General features: G+C 63.1%; 12 protein-coding genes and 1 pseudogene. 11 read left to right on the top strand and 2 right to left on the bottom strand.

The annotated features are described in order from the left end of the window. Positions 1 to 13: 13 nt before the first annotated feature. From RBB18_RS12330 to RBB18_RS23190, 7 genes and pseudogenes are all read left to right on the top strand, one after another. On the top strand, positions 14 to 658 hold the full coding sequence (locus tag RBB18_RS12330; RefSeq protein WP_371931644.1) for an NADPH-dependent F420 reductase: 645 nt from the start codon (positions 14 to 16) through the stop codon (positions 656 to 658). A gap of 11 nt (positions 659 to 669) precedes the next feature. Next, positions 670 to 1,065, top strand: coding sequence for a cupin domain-containing protein (locus RBB18_RS12325; protein ID WP_103761989.1), 396 nt, complete (start codon positions 670 to 672; stop codon positions 1,063 to 1,065). Between the two features lie 355 nt (positions 1,066 to 1,420). Then, positions 1,421 to 2,068, top strand: coding sequence for an aldehyde dehydrogenase iron-sulfur subunit PaoA (paoA, locus tag RBB18_RS12320; protein WP_306111022.1), 648 nt, complete (start codon positions 1,421 to 1,423; stop codon positions 2,066 to 2,068). After that, positions 2,065 to 3,012, top strand: coding sequence for a xanthine dehydrogenase family protein subunit M (locus RBB18_RS12315; protein WP_306111021.1), 948 nt, complete (start codon positions 2,065 to 2,067; stop codon positions 3,010 to 3,012). Before paoA ends, RBB18_RS12315 begins: the two co-directional genes overlap by 4 nt. A gap of 4 nt (positions 3,013 to 3,016) precedes the next feature. Further along, positions 3,017 to 5,197 (top strand): xanthine dehydrogenase family protein molybdopterin-binding subunit, encoded by a 2,181-nt coding sequence (locus RBB18_RS12310; protein ID WP_306111020.1) that lies wholly within the window; start codon positions 3,017 to 3,019, stop codon positions 5,195 to 5,197. Positions 5,198 to 5,717: 520 nt separating this feature from the next. Further along, on the top strand, positions 5,718 to 6,368 hold the full coding sequence (locus RBB18_RS12305) for a class I SAM-dependent methyltransferase (RefSeq protein ID WP_306111019.1): 651 nt from the start codon (positions 5,718 to 5,720) through the stop codon (positions 6,366 to 6,368). 289 nt (positions 6,369 to 6,657) lie between these two features. After that, positions 6,658 to 6,957: pseudogene (locus RBB18_RS23190) on the top strand (IS3 family transposase); the annotation flags it as partial. Positions 6,958 to 7,093: 136 nt separating this feature from the next. On the opposite strand, the gene RBB18_RS12290 reads toward RBB18_RS23190, so the two are convergent. Beyond that, on the bottom strand, positions 7,094 to 8,014 hold the full coding sequence (locus RBB18_RS12290; protein WP_103761994.1) for a DNA-binding response regulator: 921 nt from the start codon (positions 8,012 to 8,014) through the stop codon (positions 7,094 to 7,096). Beyond that, positions 8,004 to 11,351: an ATP-binding protein gene (locus tag RBB18_RS12285; RefSeq protein ID WP_103761995.1), complete on the bottom strand. Its 3,348-nt coding sequence runs from the start codon at positions 11,349 to 11,351 to the stop codon at positions 8,004 to 8,006. The genes RBB18_RS12290 and RBB18_RS12285 overlap by 11 nt, the downstream gene beginning before the upstream one ends. A gap of 269 nt (positions 11,352 to 11,620) precedes the next feature. On the opposite strand from RBB18_RS12285, the gene urtA reads away from it, so the two are divergent. The 4 genes from urtA to urtD all read left to right on the top strand — a co-directional run bounded on the left by urtA (position 11,621) and on the right by urtD (position 15,888). Further along, the gene (gene urtA, locus RBB18_RS12280) at positions 11,621 to 12,892 is read left to right on the top strand and encodes an urea ABC transporter substrate-binding protein (RefSeq protein WP_103761996.1); all 1,272 of its coding nucleotides are present in this window, start codon (positions 11,621 to 11,623) and stop codon (positions 12,890 to 12,892) included. A gap of 157 nt (positions 12,893 to 13,049) precedes the next feature. Next, a complete protein-coding gene (urtB, locus tag RBB18_RS12275) occupies positions 13,050 to 13,958 on the top strand; it encodes an urea ABC transporter permease subunit UrtB (protein ID WP_245890407.1) in 909 nt (302 codons plus the stop codon). A 13-nt stretch (positions 13,959 to 13,971) separates the two neighbouring features. After that, on the top strand, positions 13,972 to 15,126 hold the full coding sequence (urtC, locus tag RBB18_RS12270; RefSeq protein WP_306111018.1) for an urea ABC transporter permease subunit UrtC: 1,155 nt from the start codon (positions 13,972 to 13,974) through the stop codon (positions 15,124 to 15,126). Between the two features lie 9 nt (positions 15,127 to 15,135). Further along, the gene (gene urtD, locus RBB18_RS12265; protein WP_103761998.1) at positions 15,136 to 15,888 is read left to right on the top strand and encodes an urea ABC transporter ATP-binding protein UrtD; all 753 of its coding nucleotides are present in this window, start codon (positions 15,136 to 15,138) and stop codon (positions 15,886 to 15,888) included. The last annotated feature ends 11 nt before the right edge of the window (positions 15,889 to 15,899 follow it).

Here is a 15,899-nt window from a genome sequence, read left to right as displayed (position 1 = left end):
ACAGGAGACCGGAATGAAGATCGGCATCATCGGAAGCGGCCTGATGGGATCGCAGCTTGGGCGGCTCTGGGCTGCCAGCGGGCATGCGGTCACGTTCTCGTATTCCCGCAGCGCGCAAAAGCTTGAGCGGCTGGCGCGAGATGTAGGCGCCGCGCATGGCAGCGTGGCAGAGGCCGTGTCCGGGACCGATGCCGTTCTGCTTGCCGTCCACTGGTCGCGCATCGTCGATGTACTGGACCAGGCAGGAGAACTGAGCGGTGCGGTCGTGCTGAATTGCTGCGTGCCATTGGATGACAGCAATACCGACCTCGTCGTCGGAACCACCACCTCGGGGGCCGAGGAACTGGCGGCGTTGCGGCCGCGCGCCCGCTGGGTGTCGTGCTTCAACACCGTGCCGTCTGAAGCCTTCGGACCGGTCTTCGACCGCAGGAACCAAAAGCCGCGGCCGCAGGTTCTTACCTATGGCGACGACGAGGGCGCAAAGGAAGTGGCGCGCGGCCTTATCCGCGAAGCCGGCTTCGAGCCGCTGGAGGCCGGTGGTTTGCGCACCGCTCGCTTCGTCGAGCCCTTTGCCATGGTCACCGCCGAACTGGCCTATGGCCAGCCCGGAGGTCCGGCCCTGACCTACCGTTTCGAAAAACTGCGCGCTGCGCATTGAAAGGAAAAGACATGAAGATCACCCGTTCCGGCAGCTCGCCGTCCAATCCGGGACCGGAAGACTATTTCACCGGCACCGTTCGTATCGACCCCCTGTTCCAGGCCGAGGAGCCCGGCCGCACCAGCGGTGCGCATGTCACCTTCGAGCCCGGCGCCCGCACCGCCTGGCACACACACCCCGCGGGCCAGACGCTGATCGTCACGTTCGGCCGCGGGCGCGTCCAGCGCGACGGCGGGCCGGTCGAAGAAATCAGCCAAGGCGACGTGGTCTGGTTTCCCGCCGGCGAAAAGCACTGGCACGGTGCCGATGCAGATACGGCGATGAGCCACATCGCGATCCAGGAAAGCATCGACGGTACGCCGGTCACGTGGCTGGAGAAGGTTTCGGACGCCGATTACAACGGCTGATCCGGCGCCATATTCCGCCAAGGATGAAGCCGACGCCCGCGTGCCACGGAACCGGGAGGCGAGACCACGGCCCGCTGGCGCGCGGTGGACACTGTGCGAAAGCCTGCGACCCGCGGACCCGCAAGCCGAAGCCGACGTGCCGCTGCGACGCCGAAGACAAACCCGACCGGAGGGGCGTCACCATCACGGATGGATTGCACCTGCGTGGCAGCGAGACGTGCATGCGCTGCCCCGTGCCGGTCAACTCATGAGCCCGGTTCATCGGTGCTATCGGCTACCGCAGACTGTGCAGCGGCGGCGGAGGCGCTACGTGAACCTGTACATGATTGCGAGACAGGTCAGGAAGGAAACTCATATGAGCCCGCCCCCCATCGAATTCGAACTTCGGCGCAGAACGCTGCTGGTTGGCACGGCTGCCGCCGCACTAGGAGCCGGCGTTGGCCGGAGCGTCGGCGCACAGACGGACAACGGAACCGCGCCGGCCGGCCCCGAGACGACCGACATCACCGTCACGGTCAACGGCACGCCGCAGGACATGACCGTCGACAACCGCGTCACGCTGCTTGATGCCCTTCGTGAACATCTGCACCTGACCGGCACCAAGAAGGGCTGTGATCACGGCCAATGCGGCGCGTGCACGTGCACCGTCAACGGATCGCGGATCAACTCGTGCCTGAGCCTTGCCGTCATGCATGACGGTGACGAGGTTGAAACGATCGAGGGTCTCGGCACGCCCGATCAGATGGAGCCGATGCACGCCGCTTTTGTCGAACACGACGGATTTCAGTGTGGATACTGCACACCGGGCCAGATTTCGTCCGCCCGCAAGGTGATCGAGGAGATCCGCGCAGGCATCCCCAGCCATGTCACCGCCGACCTGACAGCCGAGATCGCCATGACCGACGCCGAGATCCGCGAGCGGATGTCCGGCAATATCTGCCGCTGTGGGGCTTATTCCAACATCCTCGCCGCCATCACTCAAGTCGCGGAGGAGCAGACATGAGAGCGTTTTCCTACGAAAAGCCGGCCGATGTCGCCGCTGCCGCCCGCGCTGCCGAGGCAGAAGGCGCGAAGTTCATCGCGGGCGGGACCAACCTGCTGGACCTGATGAAGCTGGAGATCGAGACGCCGGCCCATCTGATCGACGTGAACGGTCTTGGACTGGACGAGATCACGGAGACCGAGAAGGGCGGGTTGCGCATCGGCACGCTGGTGTCGAACACCGATCTGCTGGCCGACATGCGGATCCGCCGTGACTATCCGGTCCTGACGCGGGCACTGGCCGCCGGCGCATCGGGCCAGTTGCGCAACAAGGCGACAACCGGTGGCAACCTGCTGCAACGCACGCGCTGTCCGTATTTCTATGACACGGCGATGCCCTGCAACAAGCGCGAGCCCGGATCGGGGTGCGGTGCATTGACCGAGGGCGCGTTTTCGCGCCAGCTGGGGATCATCGGCACGTCGGACGCTTGCATCGCAACCCATCCTTCCGACATGGCCGTCGCGATGCGTGTGCTTGATGCCACGGTCGAAACGGTGACCCCCACGGGCATGACGCGCCGTATTGCGCTGGAAGATCTTCACCTGCTGCCGGGCGACACGCCCGAGATCGAGACGGCGCTGATGCCGGGTGAGCTGATCACCCATGTTAGCCTACCGGCGCCGGTCGGCGGAACGCAGGCCTATCACAAGGCGCGTGACAGGGCCTCTTATGCCTTTGCGCTGGTGTCCGTCGCGCTGATCCGTCAGCCGGACGGCACGGGCCGCGTCGCGCTGGGCGGGATCGCGCCGAAACCCTGGCGGTCGGACGCGGCCGATGCCGAGGTGCCGAACGGCGCCCGCGCGGTGATGGCCAACTTGCTGGAAGGCGCGCGCCCGACCGAAGAGAACGCGTTCAAGATCACCCTGGCAGAGCGGACGCTTGCCGCCATGCTGGCAGAGGAGTAACCCCATGCAGTTCACCGAACCCGCAGGACAGAACCTGTTCGACAATGCCCGCATCGTCGGCCGGCCCGCGCACCGCATCGACGGCCCGCTCAAGGTGACCGGCACCGCCCCCTATGCCCACGAACGGCATGACGTGGTGCCGGGCCAGCTCTACGGGTATCCGGTCGTTGCCGGCATATCGCACGGGCGCATAACCGCCATGGACGCTGAATCCGCGCGGAACGCCCCCGGTGTCCGGGGTGTCGTGACGACGCTCGAGATCGAGCCGCTGGGTATCTGGGATTACAACGTCGCGCGTCTTTTCGGCGGCGACGTCATCGAGCATTACCACCAGGCGATCGCCGTGGTCGTGGCCGAGAGTTTCGAGCAGGCGCGCGCCGCGGCCGCGCTAATCGAGGTCGATTACGAGGAGGGCGATCCGGCTGATTACGATCTGGACGCGGCCTTCGAGCGGCTGGAAGGCACGGGCGAGCCGGGCACGATGGTGGGAGACGTGGACGGCGCGTTCCGCGACGCTGCCGCAGTGGTCGACCAGATGTATCATACCCCGTCCGAGAGCCATCAGATGATGGAGCCTTTCGCCTCGATCGTCGATTGGTCCGACGGCGAAAACATGACTGTCTGGACCTCGAACCAGATGATCGAGTGGAACCGACAGGCGCTGGCGACCAATTTCGGAATCGAGCCGGACAGCATCCGGGTGGAAAGCCCGTATGTGGGCGGCGGCTTTGGCGGCAAGCTCTGGCTCAGGGCGGACGAGGTGTTGGCGGCGCTCGGGTCACGCGCGGTCGGAGCACCGGTACGACTGGCGATACCCCGACCAATGATGATGAACAATTCCACGCACCGGTCCGCGACCGTCCAGCGTATCCGGCTGGCCGCCGATGCCGACGGGCGGCTTCAGGGTATCTGGCACGAGGCGGCCTCGCATTCGCTGCCGGGGGGGCGGGGCGAGAATGCCACAGCGCAGACGCCTTTCTTCTACGCTTCACCGGCCCTGCGCGTGCAGCATCATATCGTCGAGATGCCGCTGCCCGAAGCCTCGGACATGCGTGCCCCCGGCGAAGCCTCCGGGTTGATGGCGCTGGAAATCGCCATGGACGAGATGGCCGAGACGCTGGGCATGGACCCGGTGCAGCTGCGCATCATCAACGACACGCAGGTGAACCCGTCGAACCCGGAACAGGATTTCTCGGATCGTCATTTCGTCGAGTGCCTGGAGCGGGGGGCGGAGGCCTTTGGCTGGTCGGAGCGCAATGAGACGCCGGGCGGCCGTCGCGAAGGTCAGTGGCTGATCGGGCACGGTATGGCCGGCGCCTATCGCGGCGCCCCCACGCTGGCCTCGGGCGCGACGGTGCGGCTGTCCGGCGGACAGCTGGTGGTCGAGACCGACATGACCGACATCGGCACCGGCTCCTACACCATCCTGGCGCAGACCGCGGCAGAGTGCCTAGGCCTGCCGCTCGACGCGGTGGAGGTCCGGCTGGCCAACAGCGCCTATCCGGTGTCTTCCGGCTCCGGCGGTCAGTTCGGGGCGGCGAGTTCGACCGCTGGTGTCTATGCAGCCTGCATTGGACTGCGCGAGCAGATCGCCGAGCAGCTGGGGGTCGACGACCTCGAGTTTCGCGAGGGCCGCGTCACTGGCGGCGACACCGACATGGCGTTGGCCGATCTCGAAGGCGAGCTTGAGGCAACGGACACGATGGAATGGGGCGAGTTCAAGCAGGACTATGTCCTTGCCACATTCGGTGCGCATTTCGTCGAGGTGGGCGTGCATGTCGGCACCGGCGAGATCCGGCTGCGCCGGATGCTGGCGGTCGCGGATGCAGGACGTATCCTGAACCCCATTACCGCCCGCAGCCAGGTCATCGGCGGTATGACCATGGGTGTTGGCGCGGCGCTGTCCGAAGAGATGGCGCTGGACAGCGGGCGCGGGTTCTTTGCCAATCACGACCTCGCCGGGTACGAGGTCGCGGTCCATGCGGACATTCCCGAACAGGAGGTCATCTTCCTCGACACGCTCGACGCGATCTCGACGCCGCTGAAGGCGAAGGGCGTCGGCGAACTGGGGATCTGTGGCGTGGCTGCAGCCGTAGCCAATGCCGTCTACAACGCCACGGGCGTCCGCGTCCGCGACTATCCGGTCACGCTGGACAAGTTCATCGACCAGTTGCCCGAGGTCTGAATTCAGAGGGCGGACCCAGGGTCCGGCCCGTTGCATATCGTGGTGCCACTCGTGACCTGGCCCCCTGAGAGCATGACACCAAACCACGCCATGGCTCCCGAAGAAATCTTCGGGAGCCATCTACCCTCAAGGACGACTTGGCAGGAGATTCTTGCCGTTCAAGTGGCGGTCAAATTGACTTTTATTGCCTTGCGGTCAAAACCGCCCGCATGGTTGAGAAGGATTTCCACATAGTCGTCCGGTCAGCCTGTATCCCCTTGGCGGGATGCCAGCATGACGATCACGCGACCTGACCACGCCGATTGCCAGCCTCGGCCCTGCTCTTTTGGACGAGGGACACTGGTGTGGAAAACGTGCCTCGTATCCCCTTACTTTGGAGATGAACATGGCACAGAATATCTCCGACAATCCCGAATTCTTCACCGGCTACAGCTAGCTTCCCCGGCAGGTGCAAGGGCTGGACGGGGCGCCGGAATGGAACGCCATCCTTACCGTGCAGCCGGACGTAGCAGGCAAGTGCGTGGCCGATCTGGGCTGCAGCTTTGGTTGGGCGTCCCGCTGGTTCCGCAAGAACGATGTGATCTCGGTTCTGGGGGTCGATCTATCGGAGAACATGATCAACCGGCCACGGGCCGACGCAGACGATGCTGCAATCGACTATCGCATTGCCGATCTCGACACGCTCGACCTGCCGGAAGCCGCGTTCGATCTGGTCTGTAGCGCGCTCACTTTCCCTTGCGTGCGGGATTTCGGTCGGCTGATGGGCGCGATCCACCGCGCGCTGACACTCGCCGGAGATCTAATCTTCACCATTGAACACCCGATCTTCATGGCGGCTTCCCATCCGCATTGGACTGAAGACGAAGACAGGCGAAAAACATGGCCTGTAAACGGGTATTCGGCGGAAGGTGAACGCCGCACCAACTGGTTTCCACGAAGGGGTTCTGAAGCAGCATCGGAAACTGGCGACCACGATCAATACCCTGATCGGCGTGGGCTTCACCCTGCGCCGGATCGAGGAGTTCGCACCGACACCGGGCCAAATCGCCGTGATGCCAGAGTTGGCCGACGAGGTGGGACGGCCAATGATGTTGATGGTTTCGGCATAAAAGACCTGATCTCGTTGCCTCCCGGTCCTACCGGCCAGGCGGCATGCTGTCGAATGTCGTGAAATGGCTCGTAGCGGTCGTCGAGTTGCGAGCCCTGACAGCACTCATCTGGACTTGCCCTCGAAAAGTGGAGAGCATCAACTGAGGAACCAAAAGGCGTACTATGTCCAACGGGAAACGACCGACGCCGGAATTTCGTCGTGAAGCGGTGCGACTGGCGCTGACGAGCGGGCGCACGCGACGTCAAATCGCCGACGATCTCGGCCGACCGCTCAACGCTGACACGCTGGGTGAGGCAGGATCGCGACGCTGAGGAGCCTGTTGAAGACCTGCCAGCGTCTGCGGCAGGCTATGGTTCACCTTGCACATAACCGCACGGCCTTCGCCCTGCCGAATGGCACCTATGGTAACCCACGGATGCATCGGGATCTCGTCGGCGACGGCCATCGGATCGGGCGTCACCGCACGGCTTGGCTGATGCCGGAGGCTGGCCTCGTGGCCCGTCAGAAGCGGCCGTTCAAATGGACCACGGACAGCGAAAACGCCATCGCCAGATACATCGACGGGTTCCATAACCCCGTCAGGCGACACTCATCGCTCGGCTTCCTGAGCCCTATCGCCCTCGAGCGCAGGGCCCTCGAAGTGCGCTAAACGCTCTCCACAAGACTCGGGCAAGTCCACAAGTCCGATTGAGGCGCTTTCGCTGCAATAGTCTACTAATAAAACATTCCGATTGCTGCCCGCCGATCATCTCAGAGGCACAACTACTCTGGTGCAAAGCAAGCTTTCAAACGCCGTGCAGCGCCCGGTCCGCCAGAACGGCGGCAGAGGTACGGTTGTCCACCCCCATTTTGTGAAAGACCTGCTCGAGATGCTTGTTGACCGTCCGCGCGCTCAGCGACAGGATTTCCGCGATATCGCGGTTGGTCTTGCCGTGCGACAGCCACAACAGGACCTGCGCCTCGCGTGTGGTCAGCGCAAAGGTCCGCGCCAACTGCTCATCATCGCTGATCGCCGTCTCGACCTCCTTTAGCCGCACAACGGTTTCGCCCTGGACTTGCCCGAGGTATACAAGGCTCAGCCGCCCCTCGACATAGGGCTGCGCATCCGACATCGGCTGCGCCCCCAGCTTTGCCAGCCACGCCTGCACCGGCAGCGATGCGACGCCGTCTTCTGTCAGTGGTGTTTCCGAAAGGCGTTCGACCGCCTGCGGCGTGCCCCAGCTGATCCGTCCGTCAACTGCAAAGCTGACCACCGTCTGCCCGGCATAGTGCAGCGCGGCGCGGGCCGACTGGATCGCACGAGCGTTCAACACGTGCGTTGTGATCCGCGCGAGCAGTTCCTCGACGACTACGGGCTTGGTGATGTAATCCACACCCCCGGCCCGCAACCCTTTCAGGATATGTTCGCTTTCAGTCATTCCGGTCATGAAGATCACCGGCGCGGGTGTCGCGCCGGGCGCGGATTTCAGCCGCCGAGTTGTTTCGAACCCGTCCAGTTCCGGCATCAATGCGTCCATCAGGATGACATCCGGCTGCACCCTTTGTGCCAGCTTGATGCCTTCCTCGCCCGATCGCGCCACCAGCACGGTCATCCCGTTCTCTTCCAGCGCGCGGGACACGAGCCCCAGCGTTTCGGGTGCGTCGTCGATCACCAGCGCGATGAAACGGCCGGCGGCAACGGTGTCAAGCAAGGCATCAGGCGGCATCTTGCATCATCTCCTTCAGTATCCGGGCGATCCCGGGCAGGTCAAACACCTCCAGGTGGCGGCGCACTCGCGCGACCTGCCCGCTTTCCGGTCCGGTCCCGGCCGTCATCGCATCCAGTTCCCGCGCGATACCCGCGGCGTGGCCGATCTCGGCCAGCCGGATCATCCGTGCCAGCGCATCGTCGGGTATTCCGGCTGCCGGCCCAGCCTCTGTTTCGGGAGCTTCGGTCGTAAGCTCCACCTTCAGCAGACCGGCCATCCGCGCCAGGAAATCGCTGAGCGAATAGGGCTTTACGATGAACGCGTCGTAAAGCTGTTCGCGGTCGATCGACTGCCGCGCTTCGAGAGCGTGGCCCGTCACCATCATGATGGGGGTCGAGCGGTACGCAGGCCGGTCGCGCAGTGCCTGCGCTAGTTCCCAGCCAGTCATCCCGGGCATGTCGATATCCAGCACGAAAAGGTCCGGTGTCACGTCCTCCAGCGCCTTCAGTGCATCCTCGCCGCACGGCATCGCCTGCACGAGGAACCCCAAAGGCTTCAGCGTGGCTTCCAGCAGGCGCAGGTGATTCATGTCGTCATCGACCACCATCACCGTCTTGCGCACCCCGACATAGCCCACCGCCATGGCGCGCTCCTGCATGTTCCACGCGGCACTGGGAATGGCGCTCTCACGCAGCGACGGCAGCATCAGGCGCACCGAGAATGTTGTGCCTTCGCCCGGCACACTGTCCACAGTGATCTCACCGCCAAGGATATCCACCAGCAGCCGCGTGATAGTCAGGCCCAGCCCCGATCCGCCCGGAGAGCTGGTCGAGAATCGCTCGAACGGCTTCCAGATTCGTTCGAGGTTTCCTTCTTCGATCCCGGTCCCGGTATCGCTGACCTCGATCCGCGCGACCTCGTTGCGATAATGCAGGTGCAGGGTCACGGTGCCCTGGGGCGTATAGTTGATCGCGTTGGACAGCAGGTTGATGATGATCTGGCGTAGGCGCTTCTCGTCGAACTCGATCCACTCGGGCGGATTTCCCGAGGTCTGGATCCCGAAATCCAGTCCCTTTTCGCGCGCCTGCCGCTTGAAAACCGCCGCGATCTGCCGCAGCAGCTCGGGCAGGTTGATCCGGTCACGGTAGATTTCCAGCCGGCCCGCCTCGATCTTGGAAATGTCCAGCAGGTTCTCGATCAGCGCCGCCAGATGCTCGGACCCGCGCCGGATCGCCAGTACCGCCTCGCGTCGGCCGGCGGGCATGTCGCGGTCCTGTTCGAGCAGCTGCGCATATCCGTAGATCGCGTTCAGCGGGGTGCGCAGCTCGTGGCTGATCCCGGCCATGTAGCGCGTCTTGGCCAGGTTCGCGGCCTCGGCCTTTTCCTTGGCGGCCTGCAACGCCGCGTCAGTTCGGTCGTGCGCCCGGATCTCGCGCAGCAGGCGCTGTGTCTGAAATTCGGCCTCGTCGCGCGCCTTGTGGTGGCTTTCGCGGAACAGGATCAAGGTCCAGACCACGATCCCATTCACCACCAGCAACGTGCAAAAGATAATCGTCAGCACCGCGTCCAGCTGTTCGCTCTGCGCCCGTGCGCGGATCAGAAGCAACAGCCCCGCCACTACCGACGACGGCACCGCCGTGGCCATGAAGAACACCGACAGTCGCGCGGTCAGCAGGTCGATCGCCCGTTGCGGCAACGTCCTGCGCAAGGCGCTCATCCACATCGCGCCCAGCGTGGCATGCGGTTTGCAGCTGTCCCGACACGAGGCATCCAACGTACAGCACAGCGAACAGATCGGCCCGGCGTAGAACGGGCAGTCGGTCATGTCTTCGCGGTCGAACCGGTATTCGCAGACACAGCAGGTCTGCGCGCCTTCCGGTGTGGTAGGCTGCGGCGCGGTATCGGGGCGCGCGATGTAATACTTGCCACCCGTACCCCACGCGATCAGCGGTGCCACGACAAAGGCCGTGGCCAGCGCGATCAGCGCCGAGAACGGCTGCAAGATCGTCCCCGCCCCGCCCAGCAGCACAAGAATGGAGACCAGAACCGCGGCAAGCATTGCACCTGTGCCCACCGGGTTGATGTCGTAAAGATGCGCGCGCCGGAACTCGATGCCCTTCGGGCTCAGGCCCAGCGGCTTGTTCACAACCAGATCCGCCGTCAGCGCGCCGATCCATGCCAGTGCCACGTGCGAATAAAGACCAAGGATCGATTCGATGACGTGAAAGACGCCCAGTTCCATCAGCATCAGCGCGATCGACACGTTGAACACCAGCCAGATCACCCGTCCGGGATGCGAATGGGTAATTCGGGAAAAGAAGTTCGACCAAGCGATGGACCCGGCATAGGCGTTCGTCACGTTGATCTTCAGCTGCGACAGGATCACGAACGCGCCTGTCAGGGCCAGTGCCACGAAGGGCAGGGTGATCACCTGGTCGAATGCCGTGAAATACATCTTTGTCGGGTCGGTGGCGTCACGCGGCGGCACCGCTGCATCGATCGCCAGCACAAGCAGGAATGATCCCGCCAGCATCTTGGCCACGCCCAGAACCGTCCAGCCCGGGCCGGCGGCCAGCAGGGCGAGCCACCACTTGCGGCGCTCGGCAGGGGTCCTTGGTTCGCGCAGGAAGCGCAGGAAATCGACCTGCTCGCCGATCTGCGCGATCAGCGACAGCACCACCCCCATTGCCGCCCCGATCATCATGATCGTCGGCCCGTCGCCGCCGCGCTGGCCGGTGAACTGGGTCCACGTTCCGAGGTCGACGCCGGAATAAGCCAGCAAGGCAAAGGGCAGAATATGCAGCACGACCCAGAACGGCTGGGTCCATGTCTGGAAGGTCGAGATCTTGGAAAAGCCGTTGACAACCAGTGGGATGACTACGACCGCGGACACTAGGTACCCGATCCCCAGGGGTACGCCGAAACAGAAATCCAGCGCGAAGGCCAGGATTGCGGCCTCTAGCGCGAAGAAGATGAATGTGAAGGTTGCGTAAATCAGCGAGGTGATGGTCGAGCCGATATAGCCGAACCCCGCACCGCGAGTCAGCAGGTCGATGTCCACACCGTATCGCGCGCCGTAATAGCTGATCGGCAGGCAGGTCAGGAACAGGATCAGCCCCGCCAGCATGATCGCGATGATAGCCGCGTCGAAGCCGTAGATCAGCGTCAGCGCCCCGCCGATCGCCTCCAGTGCCAGGAACGAGATTGAGCCGAGCGCGGTGTTGGCCACGCGTCCATAGCTCCAGCGCCGCGCACGCCGCGCGGTATAGCGCAGGGCGAAGTCCTCCATGGTCTCGTTGGCGACCCAGCGGTTGTATTTTCGCCGTCCGCCCGTGGCGCTGAATGATATGGCCATCACCTATCCAGTTTTCGCATTTCGAACCCGGGCGTTCTGATACACACGATGGTGTCCCCGAGCCGGCCCGTTCCTGCCGCAGACATCCCGCGCGTTCGCTTGCGCGTCTTCCCGGTACAGGCCCGATCTCGGGTGCCATACTGCCGGGTAAAAACACCTAACCATATACGTCATTCGACGTATACTGCATCGCAGCAATCCCTGCCAGCTTGTCCTCCAGAGGCACACTCGTCCCGTCTCACCGACTGTTGCACTGACAAGGAGGCACTATGTCTGACAGCAAAAAATCAACCGGAATCAATAACCTCAGCCGCCGCGCCGTGCTCGCGGGCGGGGCAGCGCTTTCGGCGTCTCTGTTCGCGCCGAAAATGCTGCGAGCGCAAGATTACCCGACTGCGGAAATTAACACCACCGGTCTGGCCGTCACCGACGATACCGTGACCTGCGGTATCCTGCACTCGGTCACAGGCACGATGGCGATCTCGGAAACCGGCTCGGTTCAAGCCGAGAAGCTGGCGATCGAGCAGATCAACGCGCAGGGGGGGATCCTGGGCCGCAAGATCGAGTACATCCAGGAAGACGGCGCATCCGATTGGCCTACCTTCGCCGAAAAGGCGCGCAAGCTACTGGTGCAGGACAAGGTCGCTTCGGTCATGGGCTGCTGGACCTCGGCCAGCCGAAAGGCTGTGCTGCCGGTCTTCGAACAGAACAACGGCTTCCTCTACTATCCCACCTTCTACGAAGGCCTCGAGGAAAGCCCGAACGTCATCTACACCGGCCAGGAAGCCACGCAGCAGATCATCGCGGGCCTCAACTGGGTGAACCAGACCAAGGGCGCCAAGTCGTTCTACCTGCTTGGGTCCGACTACATCTGGCCGCGCACCTCGAACAAGATCGCGCGCAAGCATATCGAGAACTTCATGGAGGGCTGCGAGGTCGTGGGCGAAGAGTATTATCCGCTCGGCCACACCCAGTTCAACTCGGTCATCAACAAGATCCGTCTGCGCAAGCCCGACGTGATCTATGCCATCGTCGTGGGCGGCTCGAACGTGGCCTTCTACAAACAGCTCAAGGCCGCGGGCATCGACCCGGCCGAGGAAAGCCCGATCGTCCTGACCATCTCGGTCACCGAGGACGAGATCCGCGGCATCGGCGGCGAGAACATCGACGGCGCCTATGCCTGCATGAAGTATTTCCAGAGCCTCGAGAACGAGAACAACCAGGAATTCGTTTCGGCCTTCAAGGAAATGTGGGGCGAGGACATCGTCATCGGCGATGTGACGCAGGCGGCCTATCTTGGTCCGTGGCTGTGGAAGGCGGCGGTCGAAAAGGCCGGCTCATTTGACGTCGACAAGGTGCGTGAGGCCAGCCCGGGCATCGAGCTTCAGACGGCGCCGGAGGGCTATGTCAAGGTCCACGAAAACCACCATCTGTGGTCCAAGACACGGGTTGGCCGCGCAAAGACGGACGGCCAGTACGATGTGGTTTACGAGACCGCCGACCTCGTCGAGCCCGATCCCTTCCCAGAAGGCTACCAGTAAGCGCTGACCGCGCCCGGCCCGAATGCGTAACCGGGCCGAGCGCGAACTGCGCTCCGCCTGCGCCGCGTGCCCGAAATGCGCGGCGCAGGCATGACCTCCTGCGATCTGCTGCCCACTTCCAGAAACGGAAAGACGTTCCATGTTCTCAGACTATTCCATGAGCGAGCTGACCGCGATCTTTGCCATGCAGGGATTTGCCGGTCTCATCTTGTTTTCGGTCTTCGTCCTCATGGCGCTCGGCCTTGCGATCATCTTCGGCCAGATGGGCGTCATCAACATGGCGCATGGCGAATTTATGATCCTCGGTGCCTACGTGACGTACCTGATGTCGAACCTTTTTGCCGATTACATGCCGGCGCTGTTCAGCATCTATTTCTTCATCGCAATGATCTTCGCGTTCATCGCGTCCGGCGCGCTGGGGATGCTGGTGGAATGGGCACTCATACGTCACCTCTACAAGCGTCCGCTCGACACGCTGCTGGCCACCTGGGGGCTCAGCCTGATTTTACAACAGCTTTACCGCACTGTGTTCGGCGCGCGTGAGGTGGGTGTCACCATTCCCGATTGGATGATGGGTTCTCTGCCGCTCACGGACCTGATCGAGGTGCCGATCAACGGCATCTTCGTGATGGTGCTCGCGGTCGGCATATCGGTCGGCGTCTACGTCATGCTCTACCGCTCGGGCTGGGGCAAGCAGGTGCGCGCGATCAATAACAATCGTCAGATGGCCGATGCCGTGGGCATCAACACCGCCTGGACAGACCGCATGACCTTTGCCATCGGCTGCGGCGTGGCGGGGGTGGCAGGTTCGGCCTTCACCATGATCGGCTCTACCGGGCCGACGGCGGGACAGCTTTATATCGTCGACACCTTCCTCGTGGTCGTGTTCGGCGGTGCGGGCAGCCTTCTGGGCACCATCGCCAGCGCCTTCTCGATCAGCCAGGCACAGTCGATCATGGAGTTCTTCATCTCCGGTTCGATGGCCAAGGTCCTCACTCTCCTGACCGTGGTCGGCATCCTGATGCTGCGCCCGCAGGGTCTCTTCTCCCTGAAACTGCGCAAGTAAGCCGGAGGCACCCATGCAACCCATGCCGATCAAACACCCCTTCCTGACCCGGCGCGACATTGTCGGCTATGCGATCCTCGCAGCGGTCATCTTCGTCGCCTTCCCGCTGCTGCTGGAACCCTTCCGCCTCAACCTCTTCGGCAAGTACCTGACCTATGCCTTCGTCGCGGTCGGTCTCGTACTCTGCTGGGGCGTAGGGGGTATCCTCAGCCTGGGGCAGGGTATCTTCTTCGGGCTGGGCGGCTACTGCATGGCCATGTTCCTCAAGCTCGAGGCGTCCACGCCGGAAAACACCTCGATCCAGTCGACGCCGGGCATCCCCGATTTCATGGACTGGAACCAGCTGACCGCGCTGCCGTGGTGGTGGGAGCCGTTCAACTCGCTCTTCTTCACGCTCATCGCGGTGGTGATCGTGCCGGTGGCCTTTGCCTTCATCATCGGGGTGGCCATGTTCCGCCGCCGCGTGGGGGGCGTCTACTTTGCCATCATCACCCAGGCCATCGCGGCAATCCTGACGATCCTGATCATCGGCCAGCAGGGCTTTACCGGCGGCGTCAACGGAATCACCGACCTGCGCACCTTCAACGGCTGGGATATCCGCACCAACGACGCCAAGACGCTGCTTTACTTCGTCAACGGCGCGTTGCTCTTTGCGGTGCTGCTGATCGCGCAGTTCGTCCGCAAGTCCAAGCTGGGCCGCCTTCTGATCGCCATGCGCGACCAGGAAGATCGTGTTCGGTTCTCGGGTTATGACGTGGCCAACTTCAAAATCTTCGTCTTCTGCCTCGGGGCAGGTTTCGCCGCCATCGGCGGGGCGATGTTTACGCTGCAGGTGGGCTTCATGTCCCCGACCTTCGTGGGCATCGTGCCCTCGATCGAGATGGTGATCTACGCCGCCGTCGGCGGTCGGCTTTCGATCATCGGTGCGGTCTACGGTACGCTTCTGGTGAATTACGCCAAGACCACATTTTCCGAAAGCTTCCCGGAACTCTGGCTTTTCGGTCTGGGCGCGCTCTTCATCGCGGTTGTGATGGCCTTCCCGAACGGCCTCGCCGGTCTCTGGGCCGATCATGTCGAACCGCGGCTGAAATCGCTCTGGCCGCGCGGTGATGCAAAACACCCCGCATCCACGACCCCGGCCACGGCCGAAGAAACCCCGGCGGAATGAGGTTAGGATATGCTGGATTACGATAACCAGAACTTCGTGCTGATGGTCGAGGACCTCACGGTGTCCTTCGACGGGTTCAAGGCGGTCAACGACCTCAGCTTCTATGTCGAACCCAACGAGTGCCGGGTGATCATCGGCCCGAACGGGGCGGGCAAGACCACCGTGCTCGATCTCATCTGCGGGCGCACCCGCGCCACATCGGGCTCGGTCGCCTTCAAGGGCAAGGACCTGCTGAAGATGCGCGAGGACCAGATCGTGCATGCCGGGGTAGGACGCAAGTTCCAGACGCCGTCGGTCTACGAGGATCTGACTGTCTTTGCCAATCTCGAGCTCAGCTATCCCAAGGGCCACGGTGTCTTCGGCGCGCTGTTCTTCAAGCGCGACCAGGCCGTACGCGACCGGATCGCAGAAATCGCCGAGATGATCTTTCTCAGCGATCACCTGACCCAGAAGGCCGCGTTTCTCAGCCACGGTCAGAAACAATGGCTCGAGATCGGGATGCTGTTGATCCAAGATCCGGAGCTTTTGATGCTGGACGAACCCGTTGCGGGCATGTCGGTGGCCGAGCGTCGCAAGACCGCGGAACTCCTGAACCGGATCATCGCCGACCGCTCTGTCATCGTGATCGAGCACGACATGGGCTTCGTCGCCGACATCGCCACCCGCGTGACCGTCCTGCATCAGGGCAAGGTCCTGTCAGAAGGCTCGATGGAACATGTGCAGGCCGACCCCAAGGTCGTCGAAGTCTACCTCGGACATTGAAAGGACCTCCG

Source organism: Roseovarius sp. MMSF_3298 (assembly GCF_030733705.1).
In the GTDB taxonomy this organism is placed as follows: domain Bacteria; phylum Pseudomonadota; class Alphaproteobacteria; order Rhodobacterales; family Rhodobacteraceae; genus Roseovarius; species Roseovarius confluentis.
The sequence above is the reverse complement of the archived record's forward strand: the minus strand, read 5'-3'. Positions and strand labels throughout refer to the sequence as shown.

Bases quoted from the DNA above. Each gene is read 5' to 3' on its own strand.
- RBB18_RS12330 (WP_371931644.1), top strand. From the start codon at position 14: ATGAAGATCGGCATCATCGGAAGCGGCCTGATGGGATCGCAGCTTGGG.
- RBB18_RS12290 (WP_103761994.1), bottom strand. From the start codon at position 8,014: ATGCCGCCTGATGCCTTGCTTGACACCGTTGCCGCCGGCCGTTTCATC.
- paoA (WP_306111022.1), top strand. From the start codon at position 1,421: ATGAGCCCGCCCCCCATCGAATTCGAACTTCGGCGCAGAACGCTGCTG.
- urtA (WP_103761996.1), top strand. From the start codon at position 11,621: ATGTCTGACAGCAAAAAATCAACCGGAATCAATAACCTCAGCCGCCGC.
- urtB (WP_245890407.1), top strand. From the start codon at position 13,050: ATGAGCGAGCTGACCGCGATCTTTGCCATGCAGGGATTTGCCGGTCTC.
- RBB18_RS12310 (WP_306111020.1), top strand. From the start codon at position 3,017: ATGCAGTTCACCGAACCCGCAGGACAGAACCTGTTCGACAATGCCCGC.
- urtC (WP_306111018.1), top strand. From the start codon at position 13,972: ATGCAACCCATGCCGATCAAACACCCCTTCCTGACCCGGCGCGACATT.
- RBB18_RS12315 (WP_306111021.1), top strand. From the start codon at position 2,065: ATGAGAGCGTTTTCCTACGAAAAGCCGGCCGATGTCGCCGCTGCCGCC.
- urtD (WP_103761998.1), top strand. From the start codon at position 15,136: ATGCTGGATTACGATAACCAGAACTTCGTGCTGATGGTCGAGGACCTC.
- RBB18_RS12325 (WP_103761989.1), top strand. From the start codon at position 670: ATGAAGATCACCCGTTCCGGCAGCTCGCCGTCCAATCCGGGACCGGAA.
- RBB18_RS12285 (WP_103761995.1), bottom strand. From the start codon at position 11,351: ATGGCCATATCATTCAGCGCCACGGGCGGACGGCGAAAATACAACCGC.